Source organism: Serratia marcescens subsp. marcescens ATCC 13880, assembly GCF_017299535.1.
GTDB lineage: Bacteria > Pseudomonadota > Gammaproteobacteria > Enterobacterales > Enterobacteriaceae > Serratia > Serratia marcescens.
This window is the reverse complement of the sequence record NZ_CP071238.1, coordinates 2,888,306-2,906,837: the sequence shown is the minus strand read 5'-3', so window position 1 is coordinate 2,906,837 and position 18,532 is coordinate 2,888,306. Positions and strand designations below refer to the sequence as shown.

17 protein-coding genes are annotated in these 18,532 nt (G+C 55.3%); 8 read left to right on the top strand and 9 right to left on the bottom strand.

What is annotated here, in order from left to right:
• A complete protein-coding gene (minD, locus tag J0F90_RS13865) occupies positions 1-813 on the bottom strand; it encodes a septum site-determining protein MinD (RefSeq protein WP_016927452.1) in 813 nt (270 codons plus the stop codon).
• Between the two features lie 25 nt (positions 814-838).
• Positions 839-1,534, bottom strand: a complete 696-nt coding sequence (gene minC / locus J0F90_RS13860; protein ID WP_004932297.1) for a septum site-determining protein MinC — start codon at positions 1,532-1,534, stop codon at positions 839-841.
• Between the two features lie 136 nt (positions 1,535-1,670).
• Here minC and J0F90_RS13855 point away from each other — a divergent pair, with 136 nt between their 5' ends.
• The 4 genes from J0F90_RS13855 to J0F90_RS13840 all read left to right on the top strand — a co-directional run bounded on the left by J0F90_RS13855 (position 1,671) and on the right by J0F90_RS13840 (position 4,278).
• The gene (locus J0F90_RS13855) at positions 1,671-1,943 is read left to right on the top strand and encodes a YcgL domain-containing protein (RefSeq protein ID WP_004932294.1); all 273 of its coding nucleotides are present in this window, start codon (positions 1,671-1,673) and stop codon (positions 1,941-1,943) included.
• A 28-nt stretch (positions 1,944-1,971) separates the two neighbouring features.
• A complete protein-coding gene (locus J0F90_RS13850) occupies positions 1,972-2,994 on the top strand; it encodes a lytic murein transglycosylase (protein ID WP_042705494.1) in 1,023 nt (340 codons plus the stop codon).
• Between the two features lie 58 nt (positions 2,995-3,052).
• On the top strand, positions 3,053-3,709 hold the full coding sequence (locus J0F90_RS13845) for a fumarylacetoacetate hydrolase family protein (RefSeq protein WP_016927455.1): 657 nt from the start codon (positions 3,053-3,055) through the stop codon (positions 3,707-3,709).
• A gap of 122 nt (positions 3,710-3,831) precedes the next feature.
• Positions 3,832-4,278, top strand: coding sequence for a YcgN family cysteine cluster protein (locus J0F90_RS13840; protein ID WP_004932284.1), 447 nt, complete (start codon positions 3,832-3,834; stop codon positions 4,276-4,278).
• Positions 4,279-4,391: 113 nt separating this feature from the next.
• Here J0F90_RS13840 and J0F90_RS13835 read toward each other — a convergent pair whose 3' ends face one another.
• The 3 genes from J0F90_RS13835 to nhaB form a co-directional block, all read right to left on the bottom strand.
• Complete coding sequence (locus J0F90_RS13835) at positions 4,392-5,153, bottom strand: aspartyl/asparaginyl beta-hydroxylase domain-containing protein (RefSeq protein ID WP_033640106.1); 762 nt, start codon at positions 5,151-5,153, stop codon at positions 4,392-4,394.
• A gap of 701 nt (positions 5,154-5,854) precedes the next feature.
• Positions 5,855-6,385, bottom strand: coding sequence for a disulfide bond formation protein DsbB (gene dsbB, locus J0F90_RS13830; RefSeq protein ID WP_033640107.1), 531 nt, complete (start codon positions 6,383-6,385; stop codon positions 5,855-5,857).
• 120 nt (positions 6,386-6,505) lie between these two features.
• Complete coding sequence (nhaB, locus tag J0F90_RS13825; RefSeq protein ID WP_016927458.1) at positions 6,506-8,071, bottom strand: sodium/proton antiporter NhaB; 1,566 nt, start codon at positions 8,069-8,071, stop codon at positions 6,506-6,508.
• Positions 8,072-8,314: 243 nt separating this feature from the next.
• On the opposite strand from nhaB, the gene fadR reads away from it, so the two are divergent.
• On the top strand, positions 8,315-9,034 hold the full coding sequence (fadR, locus tag J0F90_RS13820; protein ID WP_025303107.1) for a fatty acid metabolism transcriptional regulator FadR: 720 nt from the start codon (positions 8,315-8,317) through the stop codon (positions 9,032-9,034).
• Between the two features lie 268 nt (positions 9,035-9,302).
• Here the strand turns inward: fadR and J0F90_RS13815 are convergent, their stop codons facing one another.
• Together J0F90_RS13815 and J0F90_RS13810 are read right to left on the bottom strand one after the other, a co-directional pair.
• Positions 9,303-11,267: an acyltransferase family protein gene (locus J0F90_RS13815; protein WP_072009660.1), complete on the bottom strand. Its 1,965-nt coding sequence runs from the start codon at positions 11,265-11,267 to the stop codon at positions 9,303-9,305.
• 213 nt (positions 11,268-11,480) lie between these two features.
• A complete protein-coding gene (locus J0F90_RS13810; protein WP_016927460.1) occupies positions 11,481-13,016 on the bottom strand; it encodes a SpoVR family protein in 1,536 nt (511 codons plus the stop codon).
• Positions 13,017-13,313: 297 nt separating this feature from the next.
• Here J0F90_RS13810 and zinT point away from each other — a divergent pair, with 297 nt between their 5' ends.
• Positions 13,314-13,964 carry a metal-binding protein ZinT gene (zinT, locus tag J0F90_RS13805; RefSeq protein ID WP_016927461.1) on the top strand — a complete coding sequence of 217 codons (651 nt, stop codon included), beginning with the start codon at positions 13,314-13,316 and terminating at the stop codon, positions 13,962-13,964.
• Positions 13,965-14,010: 46 nt separating this feature from the next.
• Here the strand turns inward: zinT and J0F90_RS13800 are convergent, their stop codons facing one another.
• Entirely contained in the window at positions 14,011-14,328 is a 318-nt protein-coding gene (locus J0F90_RS13800; RefSeq protein WP_016927462.1) for an antibiotic biosynthesis monooxygenase family protein, read from the bottom strand.
• A gap of 539 nt (positions 14,329-14,867) precedes the next feature.
• On the opposite strand from J0F90_RS13800, the gene J0F90_RS13795 reads away from it, so the two are divergent.
• The gene (locus J0F90_RS13795) at positions 14,868-16,172 is read left to right on the top strand and encodes a D-amino acid dehydrogenase (protein WP_033640108.1); all 1,305 of its coding nucleotides are present in this window, start codon (positions 14,868-14,870) and stop codon (positions 16,170-16,172) included.
• 76 nt (positions 16,173-16,248) lie between these two features.
• Positions 16,249-17,322: a catabolic alanine racemase DadX gene (dadX, locus tag J0F90_RS13790; protein ID WP_028127471.1), complete on the top strand. Its 1,074-nt coding sequence runs from the start codon at positions 16,249-16,251 to the stop codon at positions 17,320-17,322.
• A gap of 8 nt (positions 17,323-17,330) precedes the next feature.
• On the opposite strand, the gene J0F90_RS13785 is transcribed toward dadX, so the two are convergent.
• On the bottom strand, positions 17,331-18,524 hold the full coding sequence (locus J0F90_RS13785; RefSeq protein WP_033640109.1) for a multidrug effflux MFS transporter: 1,194 nt from the start codon (positions 18,522-18,524) through the stop codon (positions 17,331-17,333).
• Positions 18,525-18,532: the final 8 nt, after the last annotated feature.

The window sequence follows — 18,532 nt, the reverse complement described above, 5'->3', positions numbered from 1 at the left end:
TTATCCCCCAAAAAGGCGTTTCAGGAAACCCTTCTTCTCTTCTTCAATGAAGCGGAATGGGCGTTCTTCCCCCAACAAGCGGCAAACGGTATCGTCATACGCCTTACCGGCGTCTGACTCGGCATCCAGAATGACAGGCTCACCCTGGTTGGAAGCGCGCAGCACGGACTGGTCTTCCGGGATCACGCCCACCAGCGGAATGCGCAGGATTTCCAGCACGTCTTCCATGCTCAGCATGTCGCCACGGCTGACGCGGCCCGGGTTATAACGGGTCAGCAGCAGGTGTTCCTTGATAGGCGATTCGCCTTTCTCGGCGCGGCGTGATTTGGAAGAGAGAATGCCCAGGATACGGTCGGAGTCGCGTACCGAAGACACTTCCGGGTTGGTGGTGATGATAGCTTCGTCGGCGAAATACAGCGCCATCAGCGCACCGGTTTCGATACCGGCCGGTGAGTCGCAGACCACGAAGTCAAAATCCATCTCGCCGAGATCGTTGAGGATTTTTTCAACGCCTTCGCGGGTCAACGCGTCTTTGTCGCGTGTCTGCGAAGCCGGCAGGATATAGAGGTTTTCAGTGCGTTTGTCTTTGATCAACGCCTGATTCAGCGTGGCATCGCCCTGAATCACGTTCACGAAATCATAAACTACCCGACGTTCGCAGCCCATGATCAGGTCAAGATTACGCAGACCGATATCGAAATCGATCACGACGGTTTTCTTGCCTTTCTGGGCCAGGCCGGTAGCGATGGCCGCGCTCGAAGTGGTCTTGCCAACGCCCCCTTTACCCGATGTAACAACAATAATGCGTGCCATGAAATGGATTCCTTGTCAAAAGGGCTTAATTTAAAGGTTGTATGGTTAAAGCGTTATCCAACAGGCTGAGTCGTACGGCCTGCCCGACGTAATCGGACGGGATTTGGTCGCTCAACCAGTACTGCCCTGCGATAGAGACTAGCTCAGCCGCCAGGTGGGTGCAAAAAATCTGACATTGCGTGTCGCCTGACGCGCCTGCCAGTGCGCGACCGCGCATCATGCCGTAGACATGAATATTGCCGTCGGCAATCAGTTCGGCGCCGGCGCTGACGCTGCTGGTCACGATAAGATCGCTGTTGCGGGCGTAAATCTGTTGGCCGGAACGGACAGGCGTACTGATGATGCGCGTTTTGGCGGGGGCGTTATCCGCCACCACGGGCGCTGGCGCAGGCTCCGGCGCCGCCATTTTCTGGCCTTTGCCTTCGCTCAGCAGCGGCAGCCCGGCGCGGGCTATCGCGCGCTTTTGACGCTCATCTCTGCAACCGCTGATACCCACAACGCGCAGACCTGCCGCCGCGACAGCCTGTTGAAGTTCTTTCCAGTTCGCATCGCCTTCCAGCGTTGCGACGTTGATAACAACAGGAGCGTTTTTCAGAAAAGCGGGCGCTTGCTCAACTTTTTCCTGTAACGCCTGGCGTATTACCTCGGGCTGCGAATTATGCAAATGAACAACCGATAGGGTAAAACTGCTGCCTTTTAGCTCAATTGGCGATTGTGACATCTATCCTGACTCAGTCTCAGCAACTTTAAATCCCCGGAATACCACTCGGGGTGCGATATTCCGATGTACTATAAGCATGTTATAGTCAGAGTTATATCCAGGCAAGACGCTCCCTCAATTAAATAGAGTTAAAAAAATGCTTTGTGTGATCTATAGAAGCCCGAAACGCGATCAAACTTATCTTTATGTCGAAAAAAAAGACGATTTCTCTCGTGTGCCGGAAGAGCTGATGAAAAGTTTCGGCGTGCCGCAATTCGCCATGATGCTGTCGCTCGATGAGCGCAAGAAATTGGCCTCGGCGGATATCGAAAAGGTAAAGCAGGCGTTGAAAGACGAAGGCTATTATCTGCAGTTCCCGCCGCCGGTTGAAAACCTGCTCAATCAGCATCTGGCGGGCGATAAGGCCTGAGACAGTCGCCACGGCCAGGGGAGGCGCGATGACACGTTCGGCGAGAAAGACCGTATTGGCCGCCTGGTTGGCGCTGGGCGGAGTGCTGATGCCCGGCGCATCGCAGGCGGCGCAGGAGACGACGCTGGCGGCGAGCGGCCGCGATCCGGCGCAGTTCCCGGCGTATGTCGATCAACTTAAACGCCGGGCGCGGGAACAGGGCATCAGTCAGGCGACTCTTGATCGCGCGTTTGCGCAAATCCACTTCGTCGATCGAGTGATCAAGGCCGATCGCAATCAGCCGGAGCAGAAGATCACCCTGGACGATTACCTGCGGCGGGTGATGTCGCCCGCCAAGGTGCGCCAGGGGCGAGAACGGTATCGGCAGCGCCATACGCAATGGTTGCGGGCCAGCGAGCGCTATCGGGTGCCAGGGCGTTATATCATCGCGCTGTGGGGAATGGAGAGCGCCTACGGCAAGATTCAGGGGCGGGAAGACGTGGTGTCTGCGCTGGCGACCTTGGCGTTTGAAGGGCGCCGTGAAGCTTTTTTCAGCCAGGAACTGATGGCGGCGCTGCGGATAGTCGAGCAGGGGCACGTCGGCGATACGCCGCTGAAAGGCTCCTGGGCCGGCGCGATGGGGCAATGCCAGTTTATGCCGAGCTCCTTCTTGCGCTACGCGGCGGATGGCGACGGCGACGGGCGCATCGATATCTGGAACAACATTGACGACGTTTTCGCGTCTACAGCCAGCTATCTGTCCAAAGAGGGCTGGCAGCCCGGCATCGGTTGGGGGCGCGAGGTCAAACTGCCCGCCGGCTTCAATCCGACCGAACTGGGCCTGAAAGACGCGCAGGCGCGCAGCGTCAACGACTGGCAGAAACGCGGCGTGCGCCGTGTGGATGGCAGTGCGTTGCCGCATGCCGTGCAGCGCGGTTGGATTATCGCGCCGGATGATCTGCAGGGGCGGACGTTCCTGGTCTATGATAATTTCCGCACCCTCATGCACTGGAATCGCTCTTACTATTTCGCCCTCGCCGTGGGTATGATGGCAGACGCGATCGGGCATTGATCCGGCACACCAATAATCGGCTTGGCGCGCCAAGCCTCTACAGTTTGGGAGAAGCGGTATGTATCAACATAGAGACTGGCAGGGTTCGCTGCTCGATTTCCCGGTGAACAAGGTGGTCTGCGTCGGCAGCAACTACGCCGATCACATCAAGGAAATGGGCAGCGCGGCGTCCGTCGAACCGGTGGTGTTTATCAAACCGGAAACGGCGTTGTGCGATATTCGCCAGCCGGTGGCCATCCCCAAAGAGTTCGGTGCGGTGCATCATGAAGTGGAGCTGGCGGTATTGATCGGCACACCGTTGAAACAGGCCAACGAAGATCGCGTTGCGCGGGCGATCGCCGGTTATGGCGTGGCGCTCGATCTGACGCTGCGCGATCTGCAAGCGGGCTTTAAAAAGGCCGGCCAGCCGTGGGAAAAGGCCAAGGCCTTCGACGGTTCCTGCCCGATGTCGGGATTTATCCCGGTGGCGGAATTCGGCGATCCGCAAAACGCCGAGCTGTCGTTGACCGTCAACGATCAATTGCGCCAGCAGGGCAATACGCGCGACATGATCACGCCAATCCTGCCGCTTATCAGCTACATGAGCCGCTTCTTCACGCTGCGCGCCGGCGACATCATCCTGACCGGCACGCCGCAGGGCGTGGGCCCGATGGCCTCCGGCGACATGTTGAAAATCAGCCTGAACGGCAAAACGCTCAGCACCCGGGTGATCTGACCTGTCTTCGCCGCCGGCATCGTCGGCGGCAAAGCTTGCATCTTGCGGCTAATATGTCTATATAGTCCCCCCTCGAACCTGTGCGCAGGTGACTTATCCATTTACCGAAACCGGACGCTAACATGTCACAACTCGCTTTTTGGCAACAGAAAACGCTGGCGGAAATGTCAGAACAAGAGTGGGAATCGCTGTGCGACGGGTGCGGGCAATGCTGTTTGAATAAGCTGATCGACGAAGATACCGACGAGATTTATTTTACCAACGTAGCCTGCAACCAGCTCAACATCAAATCCTGCCAATGCCGTAACTATGAGCGGCGCTTCGAGCTGGAAGAAGACTGCATCAAACTGACGCGCGAGAACCTCACTACCTTCGATTGGCTGCCGCCGACCTGCGCCTATCGCCTGATCGGCGAAGGCAAGCCGCTGTTTCCCTGGCACCCGCTGATCAGCGGTTCCAAAGCGGCGATGCACGGCGAGCGCATCACGGTGCGGCATATTGCGGTGCGCGAGAGCGAAGTGGTGGACTGGCAGGATCATATCCTCAACAAGCCGGACTGGGCCAGATAACGCGGATGCCTTGACAGATGTTGCTCGGCAACACGAGTTTTAATGCCAGAGGGCGGCGTGTTAAGACATCCCGCCCTCTTGGCTATTGAGCTCACGCGCGTGAGACTCTTGCTTCACGCTTTTTTGGCGCGGCGATGCCAGTTGGCCAGATTTTTCAACGGCTGCTTCACATACGGGCTGGCTTTGATCAGGCTGAACAGCAGTTTATTCACCGCCGTGCCCACTTTGTCCATTGGCCGGTCGACATCGAGAAACAGCACAGCGCGCAGCTCGTCGGTATCATTGCGAACCTCGTGTTCGTAGGAATCATCAAACAAAATCACCTTGCCTTCATCCCAGTGCAGAATTTGGTCGTCAACGCGGATCCAGAGCTTGTCCCGATCCTTTGGCACGATCAATCCCAGATGCGCGCGCACGACGGCTCGAGTCGGGCCTTTGTGAGGCACGATGTGATAGTGCGGTTTAAGAATCGAAAACATGGCGGTGCGCATGCCGGGGATCTCGCTGACCGCCTCTGCTGTGCGCGGGCAGATGGCGCAGTTTTCATCAACCCGTTGCCCGTAGACAAACAGCCCGAAGGTTTTCCAGTTATCGCCTTTAGAGATGCGTTTCTGATCCGGTGATATTTGGTGGAACGCTGGGATATCCTCCGGGTGTTCCAGCAACCGATCCAACTCCTCGCGAATGGCCGGCCAACGGGCTTCCAGCGCCGTCACCCAATTAAATTCATGATTGCCGATCCGCGGCGTGGTGGAGATGAGCGAATGGCGAGTCTGAAATTCGCCGTTCCAGCGCAGGAATTTTTTCCCGGCTTTGAGCAGCATGCGCCGCAGGAAGGGGCGCTGAGACGAAGGCGGCAATGTGGTATCCGGCATAGTATCGTGTCCTTGATGTCATATGATGTGCTGTAGTCAGCCAAAACCTGGCTCACAGGAAGAAAGGGCGAAAGTCAACACGTCATTCAGCATAGGGAAAGCATCGCGAACGATTTTAATCTTTAGTGCGCGAATGGCGTTGATGCTTGGTGCCGGATAGAGAGAAATTCCAACAATTTATTTAACGATGGTAAGGGCTTGCGTGAGGGGGGAAGGGGGAAAAAAGCCCCTGCAAAGATGAGGGGCAAGACACACAACAACACCAGGGAAATCGGTAGTACTCACTTTGCCGATACTATAAGGATTTTATGGGTAAACTTCACCAAAATATTGTGCTCTGAATGTGACAAAGGCGCAGTCGTTCATAAGTAACGGTAATTTATTGATGCTCGAAGGCTGAAAGGAATGCGCCAGAGCGGCCCGTTTTTAGTCGCCGATATGGCAGAAGTTTAATGTTATGTAAATTACGCCCTTAGCCGTGCCGGGATGCTTCTTTTTAAACGATAAGTTGGGTAATTTGGCCGCTCTCCCGCAAGTTCGAGAGTATAACAATGAAAATGATCCGCCTGTTTGCCGTAGCTGGAGCGCTGATCGTGCTCGTTTACTTCCTTACACATACCTGAGGTGGCTTTATCTCGGAATGTGACAGCAATACCTAAAAAAACGGCGCCTTCCGGCGCCGTTTTTTGTTTGTCTGCCGATCAGCGGCCGAACAGGTCGCGGCGGCGTGGGCGAACAAACTGCGCGACCAGCACAATCAGCGCCACCAACAGATAGGCACCGAAGATGCCGACCAACCATTGCGGCATTTCCAACGTCAGGAATTGCCATTGACGCACGGAGCAGTCACCGGAAGCATGAAACACCGCCGGCAGCCATTTGTCCAGCGGCAGCCAGGACGGGAAGCTGACGAAGAAATCGCAGGTATTGAATGGCGAAGGATGCAACTGGATCATGGTGTGCTTCCACGCCAGCTGTACGCCTTCCCAGGCGCTGTAGATCCACAGCAAGATCGCCGCGTAGCGCAGCGGAGTTTTCGGCGCGATGGCGCCCACCAGCGAGGCGCCGAGGATGCCGAACAGCGCGCAACGCTCGTAAATGCACATCACGCACGGCTGCAGCAGCATAACGTGCTGGAAATAGAGCGCGACCAGTTCCAACACCAACGCTGTCAGGGCCATCAGCAGCCAGGCGCCGCGTCCTTGTGAACAGCGGTTAAAGAATTGCAACATATCTAGATTCTTCCATGCAGTAAGCAATTGAACCGGCAGTGTAAACCAATTCCTCTTCGCTGCCAGCCACCTGGGCCGGATTCAGCGTAAAAATAGTCGGTTCACCCTGCCGGCGCCGTCTCAGTGGCCGACGGCGTCGATGGACGGCAGCGTCAGCCAATGCCACTGCGTCAACAGCTCGGTCGCCGGTTCCAAGGTGAACTGGACGCACAGCAGGCCAACCACCGTCAGCACCACCGTATAAGGCAGGGCCATCCATACCATGCGGCCATACGACAAACGCACCAACGGCGCCAATGCCGACGTCAGCAGGAACAGAAACGCCGCCTGTCCGTTAGGGGTGGCGACCGATGGCAGGTTGGTACCGGTATTGATGGCGACCGCCAGCAGCTCGAACTGCTTCAGCCCGATCGCGCCGGTTTCCAGCGCAGTGCGCGCCTCGTTGATGTAAACCGTGCCGACGAACACGTTGTCGGAAACCGACGACAGCAGGCCGTTGAACAGGTAGAACAGCGAAAGCTGAGAGGCGGGCTCGGCGCGCAGCACAAACTGGATCACCGGGCTGAACAGGTGCTGCTCGATGATGACCGCGACCACGGTGAAAAACACCGTCAGCAGCGCGGTGAACGGCAGCGCTTCCTGGAACGCTTTGCCGATGGCGTGCTCGTCGTTCACGCCGCACAGGGAGGTGGCGAGGACGATCACCGACAGGCCAATCAGCCCCACTTCAGCCAGGTGGAAGGCCAGCGCCAGCACCAGCCAAACGCCGATCAGCGCCTGCATCACCAGTTTGAGCCGTTCTTGTTTGCTACGGCCCGCAGTGGCCTTGCGGTCATACTCTTTCAGCACGTCGCGCACCGCTTCCGGTAGCTGCGCGCCGTAGCCAAACAGGTGAAAACGTTCTACCAGCCAACACACCAGCAGGCCGCACACCAACACCGGCAGCGTGACCGGCGCCATACGCAGGAAGAAATCGATAAAACCCCAGCCCGCGTTTTTGGCGATGATCAGGTTTTGCGGCTCGCCCACCATGGTCATGACCCCGCCGAGCGCGGTGCCGACGCCGGCGTGCATCAGCAGGCTGCGCAGAAAGGCGCGGAATTGCTCCAGCGTCTGTTTACGCTCTTCGCCGGTAAAATCGCTGTCATCGCCAATGTCGCCGTCAGGGCGGTTTGACGTCACGTTGTGATAGATGGAATAGAAGCCGGTGGCCACGCTGATCACTACCGCCACGACCGTCAGCGCGTCGAGGAAGGCGGAAAGGAAGGCGGCGGCCAGGCAGAACGCCAGCGACAGCAACGTTTTCGAACGGATGTTGAGCAGCAGCTTGGTGAACACGAACAGCAGCAGCTGCTTCATAAAGTAGATGCCGGCCACCATAAAGATCAGCAGCAGCAACACGTCCAGATTATGTTCGATTTCCTGCGAAACCTGCGCCGGGCTGGTCATGCCGATGGCCACGGCCTCGAGCGCCAGCAGGCCGCCCGGCAGCAGCGGGTAGCATTTCAGCGCCATCGCGAGGGTAAAGATGAACTCGGCCACCAGCAGCCAACCCGCGATAAACGGGCTGGCGAAAAAGAACACCAGGGGGTTGATCGCCAGAAAAATGAGAATGGTCAGTTTGTACCAGTCGGGAGATTGCCCCAGAAAATTTTTGAGCAGGGCGCTACGCAGGGTTGTTTCCATTGTGCTCTATGCATCCTTCAATCAGTCGTAGCACGTACCCTAACAATGCGGTGGGGGCGTGCGCAACCTGAGCTTGTTTTACCATGGGAAAATTCCACCGACCGGTATTTTTGCTCGTTTTTTGCCACGTTATGCACACTTTCGTTTATTGTTTTTCGCTCACGCTATGTCATGTCAGCACGATCTGGTATGATGAGCTGATTACTTTTACTGATTTTATCGTCGCAACGGAACGTCAAACACATGGTCATAAAGGCGCAGAGTCCTGCCGGTTTCGCGGAAGAGTACATTATTGAGAGTATTTGGAATAATCGCTTCCCCCCTGGCTCTATTTTGCCCGCGGAGCGTGAGCTTTCGGAGTTGATTGGCGTCACGCGCACCACGTTACGTGAAGTGTTGCAACGTCTGGCCCGCGATGGCTGGTTGACCATTCAGCATGGCAAACCGACCAAAGTGAACAATTTTTGGGAAACGTCCGGCCTCAATATCCTTGAGACGGTGGCCCGTCTCGATCACAAAAGCGTCCCTCAGCTGATCGATAACCTGCTGTCCGTGCGCACCAATATCGCGTCGATCTTTATTCGCGCCGCGGTGCGCAATCATCCGGAGCAGGCCCAGGAAGTGTTGGCGAAGGCCGCCGAGGTTGAAGATCAGGCGGACGCTTTCAATCTGCTCGATTACGAGATCTTCCGCGGTCTGGCGTTCGCTTCCGGCAACCCGATCTACGGCCTGATCTTCAACGGTCTGAAAGGGCTGTACACCCGCGTGGGCCGTTACTACTTCTCCAACCCGGAAGCGCGCAAGCTGGCGCTGACCTTCTACAGCAAGCTGTCCACGCTGTGCCATGAGAAGCTGTACGACCAGGTGATGGACACCGTGCGCAACTACGGTAAGGACAGCGGGGCGATTTGGCAGAGCATGCAGGGCACCATGCCGAGCGATCTGACCGAAGCGCGCCGCTGATTGCGGCTCTCATAGCAATTATTTAATAGATATTAACTCATAGTGTAATTTTTATACTGTGAGTTTTTTTCTAATTTTTCAGGATGTCTTTATTATCAGGAGATGATGTGGTGTTTTTTAGATGAACTATTTTCTCTTTAATTACAGCTTGTTAAAACTTTAGCTTAAAATAGAACCGTGAAATTCATGTTAGTGGTTTTTAGGTGGTTTATTAGATTATCATGAAGGGCACCGAAAGAACCGGTGCCAAGGGGAGTTTTAAACTTCGTTATAGCCCGTGTAGAGCATATATACTGCCTAACGTAGTTAAATGCTGGTTGTCATAATAAAACGGACGAACTTTTGACTTAAACTTGCAGCCGGTATTATCGCATAAGTTATCAGCAGGGTCGAATTTTCTAATGCCTTTTTCTTGTGCAATAGAAGTCAATAAGTCGTTTACGTCCGAGTGTGGCAGTTGATAGCGATCGGTAAATTCACCTGCTGATTTTTCTCTTGAAAGTAAACTGTTTATTAATTTGCGTAGCGGTATTTGTTGATTGTCGATATTTTTAACTGCATCGAAGTCAAGTTGGGGGACATCACTGACTATTATAACTTCCTTGCGAGCGGCTTTTAATTGGTTTACTAACTCATTAAGGCCAGAGCTTAAAGCAGATATTCCGGTTTCTGTCGTTACAGTACTTTTGTAACTTCCACTATTATCATAGATGGCCGAGTCCCACAAGGCGGAGATAATAACAGTTTTGATTTTTTTGTTTTCACTTATAAGGTTCAATGCATTTTTATTAAACTCATCACATTCAGCACCATGTGCTGGGTAGGTATTAATGGTTCGTGTTGCGCCAACCAGCATTGGGCATGAAGCTTTATTAATTTGATACACGACTAAATTGTTTTTTTTCGCATACTTTTCAACGCCGCCTCGTAAGGCCGCTGCATGGCTATCACCCACGAGAGCAACGGCATCCTGACTGGAGTTTGGGAGGCAGCTTTCATCTCTAGAGTAGGTTTTTGCTCCATACCCTACCAGACAACGGTCAGCAACTCTCTCTAACTTGTCCTTGTCGACTTGAACGACTTCGGGACTGAGTCTTTGTGGTATACCTTTCAAGAGATAACCGAGAGCGGTCGGTAAGAGCAATGCTGCTGAAACCAAGATGTAACCAAGAATGATCTTCGGATTGGATAGGTGAATCCTTTTTCTGAATGGAGTTTCAACAAAGAGATAGGAGAGGTAAGCAATAAATAAGGCAACGGCTGATATCAGTAAGCCGGCATGTAATGACAGTCTCTCGTCGATACCTATACGAGCAAAAGAAAGCAGAGGCCAGTGCCACAGATACCAAGAATAAGATACTAATCCAATAAACACCATCACACGGTTGCCAAGAATGATTGAGCTTAACTTACCGTTGCTTAAAATTAAAAAAATAGAACCGAGCACGGGTAAGGTGGCGGAATAACCTGGGAACTCTGTTTTTTTGTCAAAAGTTAGCGCTGCAAATAATATCATTGCGAGCCCGGCCAAAAAAAGCCATTCTCTATGTGAAGCTTTCAAACTGTTGAATCGTCCCTCTTTATGCATTATTGAAATAATTACGCCAGCACCCAACTCCCATGCCCGAGTTGGGAGCATGAAAAACGAAAAGAGAGGTGATGATTTTGTAAGGATAATGCAAAGAATAAAAGAGGCTATCGATAGTGCAGAAATAGTTTTAACTACTTTAATATTTGTCTTGACAATAATTGAGAAAATAATTGGCAGGAAAATATAAAACTGTTCCTCAACGCCTAATGACCACGTCATTAATAACGGGTTTAACTCTGCGCTTGGCGAAAAATAGTTTGTTTTATGCCAAAGCATTATGTTAGGAACGGATAAGATTGTCGCGCTGGAAAAAAGGCTGAAGTCTTTTAGCTCTAATGCAGATAGATAGAAAAAGGCAAAGGCAGAGCATACTATCAGCATTGCAATCAAGGCCGGTGCGATTCGTTTTATTCGACGGACATAGAATTTTGAATAAGAGAATTTATTCTGTGTTGTTTCTGTATAGATAATTCCGCCAATTAAGAAGCCTGATATAACAAAGAAAACGTCGACACCGATAAAACCACCACTGAGAAAACCGACTCCCGAGTGATAGAGAACAACCAGAATTATTGCAATGGCACGTAAGCCGTCAATATCACGTCTATAGTTTTTTACTGTTTCTTTTACTACATTTTCCATTAGTCCACCTGGATACTCGCTGAGTATTAAATAATCACTGAGCGTATTGGAGTAAATACGTTGGCATAATGCAAAGGTAAGTCAATTTTGTAAAGTGAAAAAGGGGGATGTCACGCTTTAGGAATTTTCCCTTGTGTCTATAGTCGTAGAGGCGCTCAATGTGCCCCTGCCACTCCCTGACTATGTTTATAGGTTGTGGCGGGGCAAGGGCGGTTACAGCGGCGTAGGCCGCGGCGGGCAGCGATCGAGCAACTCTACACTGCCGTCTTCATTTTGCTGCTCGAGGATCACGTCGAAGCCCCACAGGCGATGCAGGTGCTTCAACACGTCGCGGCGGCTCTTATCCAGTGGCGCGCGTTCCTGCGGGATGTAACGCAATGTCAGCGAGCGGTCACCGCGCAGATCCACGTTCCAGATCTGAATGTTCGGCTCATGGTTGCTCAGGTTGTATTGCGCCGACAGCTCCTGGCGGATCGCCCGGTAACCGGCTTCGTTATGGATCGCGGCAATCTCCAGATAGTTGTTGCGATCGTCGTCCAGCACGGTGAACAACCGGAAATCACGCATCACTTTGGGTGACAGGAACTGGCTGATAAAGCTCTCGTCCTTGAAGTCGCGCATGGCGAAGTGCAATGTCTCCAGCCAGTCTTTTCCGGCGATGTCCGGGAACCAGTAGCGGTCTTCTTCGGTCGGCGATTGGCAGATGCGCTTGATGTCCTGGAACATGGCGAAGCCCAGCGCATAAGGGTTGATGCCGTTATAGTACGGGCTGTTGTACGGCGGCTGATACACCACGTTGGTGTGGCTGTGCAAAAACTCCAGCATAAACCGCTCGGTCACTCGGCCCTCGTCGTACAGATGGTTGAGGATGGTGTAATGCCAGAAGGTGGCCCAACCCTCGTTCATCACCTGAGTCTGCTTTTGCGGGTAGAAATACTGGCTGACTTTGCGCACGATGCGCAACACCTCACGCTGCCAGGGTTCCAGCAGCGGTGCATTCTTTTCGATAAAATAGAGGATATTTTCCTGCGGTTCGCTCGGATACCGGCGCGCCTGCTCCGGCGACTCTTCACGTTCGACGCGCGGCAAGGTCTTCCATAACGTATTCACCTGGCTTTGCAGATACTCTTCGCGGCTTTTCTGGCGCGCTTTCTCTTCCACCAGGGAGATTTTCTGCGGGCGCTTGTACCTGTCGACCCCATAGTTCATCAGCGCGTGGCAGGAGTCCAGCAGTCGCTCCACTTCATCGACGCCGTAGCGTTCTTCGCATTGGCTGATGTAGTGGCGGGCGAACAGCAGATAATCGACGATGGAGCTGGCGTCGGTCCAGCTGCGGAACAGATAGTTATTCTTGAAGAACGAGTTGTGGCCATAGCAGGCGTGCGCCATCACCAGCGCCTGCATGGTGATGGTGTTTTCCTCCATCAGGTAGGCGATGCAGGGATTGGAGTTGATGACGATTTCATACGCCAGCCCTTGCTGGCCCTGTTTGTAGCGCTGTTCGGTTTCGATGAACTTCTTGCCGAAGGACCAATGGGTATAGTTGATCGGCATGCCGACGCTCGAATAGGCGTCCATCATCTGCTCGGAGGTGATCACCTCGATCTGATGGGGGTAGGTGTCGAGTCGGTAATGCTTGGCGACGCGGTCGATCTGCTCCAAATACACCTGCAGCAGTTCGAACGTCCAGTCCGGTCCATCGCTCAGACGTTTATCATCCTTAACCTTTTCATGTGTTGAAGTAGTCATCAGCGCACCCTCATTATTCACGGGTCTTGCTCAAACGGCAGACCCTGTAACAAGCATAGTTCAAGTCATAATTAACCATTGCAAATCAGTGAAATAAAAATGCCGGTACGCAAAGGAGCGAACGGCGGTCGATCCGGCGCCCGTCCCGGCAGAAGGCGGCGCGGCACCGTACTCCCTCTTCGAGTATAACCCTGCGGCAGGGGGGCGCAACACAATGCCTGTTGCACGACAAGGATTGAAAATTGTTATGTTATATTGTAACTTTTAATTTTCATGGTAACGGACAAGGAGCGCATTTTGGCGAGGCATTTTGGCAAACTGGCGGTGGCGCTGGCCGCGTTGTTTATCAGCGGGCAGGCGTGCGCCCACGGGCATCATTCACACGGCAAGCCGCTGACGGAGGTGGAAAAAAAGGCGGAGGCGGGTGTATTCGACGATAAGGACGTCAAAGATCGCAACCTGGCGGATTGGGAGGGGGTGTGGCAATCCGTGTATCCCTATCTGCTCAATGGGGATCTTGACCCGGTGTTCAAGAAGAAAGCGGCACAGGACAAGCGCAAGACCTTCGCCGAAGTGAAGGCGTATTACCGCAAAGGGTACGCCACCGATGTAGATACCATCGGCATTGAAAATGGCGTCATGGAATTTCACCGCGGTGACCAATCCAGCGCCTGTCAGTATAAGTACGCCGGGCATAAGATCCTGACGTATGTTTCCGGTAAAAAGGGCGTGCGTTATCTGTTTGAATGCCAGGATGCCGGCAGCCTGGCGCCGAAATTCGTGCAGTTCAGCGATCACATTATCGGCCCGCGCAAATCGGCGCATTTCCATATCTTTATGGGCAACACGTCGCAGGAAGCGTTGCTGAAAGAGATGGATAACTGGCCGACTTACTACCCATTCCAACTGCAAACCAAAGAAGTCGTGGATGAGATGCTGCATCATTGATGCCGCTCGCTCCCGCAACCACAAGCCCGCCTGTGTGGGCTTGTGCTCAGTCAAACGGTCTGATTTGCAGGTAATCGTCCGTCACTTCCATTTCAAATAGCGTTTTATCTGCCAACAAGGTCGCACGCATTCGTTCCCGGGCTTGCCGGTAGCGTTCATCCAATTGAATATCACCGGCGCTTTCCCATGCGACTCGGCTTGGCCATTGCGCATAGCCGATAAACTGCCCGCCCATATCCCGATGCAGGCGCGAGCCGAGGCTGCCGCGCTGCAGATAGATGCCTTGGGTCAACGCTAGCCAAGCCTGGCGAAAGGCGTGTTCGTGTCCGGGTTTGACTGAAAACTGGTAAATGGCGATGAACATAAGGCGTTCTCCACAATAGCGACAGTGTGAACTTTAGGCGCTGCTTCTGGCTTTAACGTTCATATCGTGCTGCAGCGTTCAACATAAGCGGGCGGGCGAAGGGCTCGGGTGTTTTATTCCAGTAGTGAAAGCAAGGTTAACGGCAGCTGAAATTTTGCGCGATTTTTCTGCTGCGGAGGGAGGGGGCTCTCTTTGTTTGTTATGTTGGTATTCTTTATTTTATTGGGTTTTTATTCCGTTTAATTGTTGGCTGGTATTTTTATATTCTGTTAAATCAATGTTACTTATCACGCCTTTTTTGAGTGCTATCATTGATAGCGTTGATATCAATTCAGTGGCGGTATGACGCCATAATCCCCTCTAAACCGCATCTTATCGCTATTTTCAGACGGCTATTGCAAATGCATGGCTCATCGACGATAAATTAATTGTGAATATTGTCACGTTTGATGACGAAGTTGTTGGACGGATTTTTTCACTGAGTTAATTTCCTGTAAGCAGAAGATTATGCTTTGTGAAGCCTTGAGCTGGAGTCAGCGATGCGAGTGGTAATTTTAGGTAGTGGAGTGGTGGGCGTAGCCAGTGCCTGGTATTTGGCGAAGGCGGGGCATGAGGTGACGGTGATCGATCGTCAGCCAGGCCCCGCACTGGAAACCAGCGCGGCGAACGCCGGGCAGATTTCACCGGGTTATGCCGCACCTTGGGCGGCGCCGGGCGTGCCGCTGAAGGCCATCAAGTGGATGTTCCAGCGCCATGCGCCGTTGGCCATCCGCCTCGACGGCAGCAGCTTCCAACTGAGCTGGATGTGGCAGATGTTGAAGAACTGCAACACCGAACACTACATGACCAACAAAGGCCGCATGGTGCGTCTGGCGGAATACAGCCGCGATTGTATCAAGGCGCTGCGTCAGGAAATCGGCATCCAGTACGAAGGTCGCCAGGGCGGCACGCTGCAGCTGTTTCGCACTCAACAACAGTTCGAAAACGCCGCGAAAGACATTGCGGTATTGGAAGATGCCGGCGTGCCTTACAGATTGCTGGAAGCCGGCCAACTCGGCAGCGTCGAGCCGGCGCTGGCGCAGGTGGCGCACAAGCTGACCGGCGGCCTGCAGTTGCCGAACGACGAAACCGGCGATTGCCAGCTGTTTACGCAACAGTTGGCGAAGATGGCAGAGCAGGCGGGCGTCACCTTCCTGTTCAACCGCAGCGTCGATCGTCTGCTGGTGGAGGGCGACAAGATCGCCGGCGTGCAGTGCGGCGAGGAAGTGTTCAAGGCCGACAGCTATGTGGTGGCGTTCGGCTCGTACTCCACGGCGCTGCTGCGCGGCCTGGTGTCCATTCCGGTTTACCCGCTGAAGGGCTATTCGTTGACCATTCCTATCACCGACGAAGCGGCGGCGCCGTTCTCTACGGTATTGGATGAGACGTATAAAATCGCCATCACACGCTTCGACCAGCGCATTCGCGTTGGCGGCATGGCGGAGATCGTCGGTTTCAATACGCAGCTGGAGCAAAAACGGCGCGAAACGCTGGAAATGGTGGTGCGCGATCTCTACCCGAACGGCGGCCGAGTGGAAGAGGCGACGTTCTGGACCGGCCTGCGGCCGATGACGCCGGACGGCACGCCAATTGTCGGCCGCACTTCGCTGAAGAACCTGTATCTCAATACCGGGCATGGCACGTTGGGCTGGACGATGGCCTGTGGCTCCGGGCAGTTGTTGTCCGATCTGATGTCCGGCATTACGCCGGCGATCCCTTCCGATGACCTGGCGGTGGCGCGTTACAGCGCCGGGTTTCGTCAGCAACACGCGGTTCCGCTGAACGACGTGCATCCCGCACGTTAATCGTCGACGCTGTCTTAGACTTTCCCGGCCACGCGCAGGCGCGCGTGGCCGCCGTACGCTGCCCCAAGGAGAAGCGATGCCCCGTCCCATAACCGCCACGATGCATCTCGGCGCGATTGAAAATAACCTGCAGGTGGTGCGCCGTTTCGCCCCCGGCGCCAAAGTCTGGGCGGTGGTCAAGGCTAACGCCTATGGCCACGGCATCAAACACGTTTGGCGCAGCATGGCGCAAACCGACGGCTTCGCCATGCTGGATCTGGCCGAAGCGGTGCTGCTGCGCGAGTCGGGTTGGCAAGGGCCTATCCTGTTGTTGGAAGGCTTCTTCCAGCCGCAGGATCTGGCGTTGCTCGACCGTTATCGCCTGACGACGGCGGTGCACAGCGACTGGCAGCTGGCGGCGATCGCCGACGCCACGCTGAACGCGCCGCTCAATGTCTATCTGAAAGTGAACAGTGGCATGAATCGGCTGGGGTTCGCACCCGAGCGGCTGCATGAGGTGTGGCGCAGGGCGCAGGCGGTAGCCAACATTGCCGAGCTTACGCTGATGAGCCACTTCGCCACCGCCGACGGCCCTGAAGGCGTGACCCGGCAAATGGCCACCATCGAGGCGGCGGCTACCGATATACCGCTGCCGCGCTGCCTGGCCAACTCGGCCGCCACGCTGTGGCACCCTTCGACCCACGGCAGCTGGGTCCGTCCTGGGATCGTTCTCTATGGCGCTTCGCCGAGCGGTTGTTGGAATGACGTTGCGGCGACGGGGCTGCAGCCGGCGATGACGCTGAGCAGTGAAATCATCGGCATTCAGCAGCTGAAGTCTGGCGATCGTGTGGGTTACGGTGGCCGTTACAGCGCCGCAGGCGCACAGCGTATCGGTGTGGTGGCCTGCGGTTACGCCGACGGCTATCCGCGTCATGCGCCGACCGGTACGCCGGTATGGGTTGACGGCGTGCTGACGCGCACCCTGGGAACGGTATCAATGGATATGCTGGCGGTGGATCTGACGCCCTGTCCGCAAGTCGAACTGGGCGCCGAAGTGGAGCTGTGGGGGAAACGTCTGCCGGTGGATGAGGTGGCCACGGCGGCAGGGACGTTAGGCTATGAGCTGCTGTCGGCGTTAGCGGCGCGAGTGCCGGTCGCCACCGAAGCCTGAGCCGGGGCTCAGGCGATTTTTCTGATCTGCCCTTTAATCTGCTTGCTGAGCCGCCGCGCGTGCAGCGCCAGCAGGCAGCCCGCCAGCATCACCAGCGCCAGCGACAGCTTGGGTTGCAGCGGCAACGCCATCGCCACCAGACCCAGCGCGGCGCCGCCCGCCATCTGCACGAAACCGACCAGCGCGGACGCGACGCCGGCCTCATTGGAGTAGGGTTCCAACGCGTAGCTGGTGGCCGGGCCCATCACGAATGCCAATCCGGCGCAGGCGCTGGCGACTGGCAGCATATACGCCAGCCAGTGCGCTTGCGCCGTCGCGGGCAGCAGCATGACGCCCAGCAGCAGACCCAGACAGCCCAGCCCCATCAAAATGCCGCCGGTCGCCAGACAAACCGGGCGGCCGACCTTGTGGATGATGCGGTTGGCGAAGAAGCTGACCAGCATGATCCAGAAACCGTTGGCGCCGAACACCAGCGAGAATTGCAGCGGTGTCAGGCCAGCAGTGCCCATCAGCACGTTCGGTGCCAGAGAAACGTAGGTCAGCGCCATGCCCATTGCCCCGGAGTTCACCACCGCAAAGGAGAGAAAACGCCGTTCGCTGAGGATGCGCGCGTATTGACGCACCGGCAACCCCTTGACCGGCACGGTGTCGGCAGGGCGAGTTTCCGGCAGGCGCAGCGCGATGAGCACCAACACCAGCAGCGCGTAGCCGACCAGGAACCAGAAGGGAGCGCGCCAGCCGAAGGCTTCGGCGAGCAGGCCGCCGAGCAGCGGCGCCAGCGCCGGGATGATGTTCAGCGTGCCGTTAAGAAAGCCGAAAGCGCGGGCGGCGTCGTCGCCATTCAGGCGATCGCGCACGCCGCTGAAGGCGACGACGGCGGTGCAGCAAACCGCCACCCCTTGCAGCAGACGCGAAGCGATGAAAATCGTCGGGCTGGTGGCCAGCGCCGCCATCGCGGCGCCGATCATGTAGAGGATAATGCCGGCCAGCGCCACCGGTTTGCGGCCATAGTTGTCCACCAGCGGCCCGGCAATGACCTGGCCGAGGCCAAGCACCAGAATAAATAGCGATATGGTGGATTGGATCAGCGCTTCGCTGCTGCCCAGACCGACGGCAATAGCGGGAATAGTCGGCAGATAAAGATCGATGCCTAATGGGCCGAGCAGCACCAGGCTGAGAAGCATAAACAGAAACTTTTGCATAACAGGAA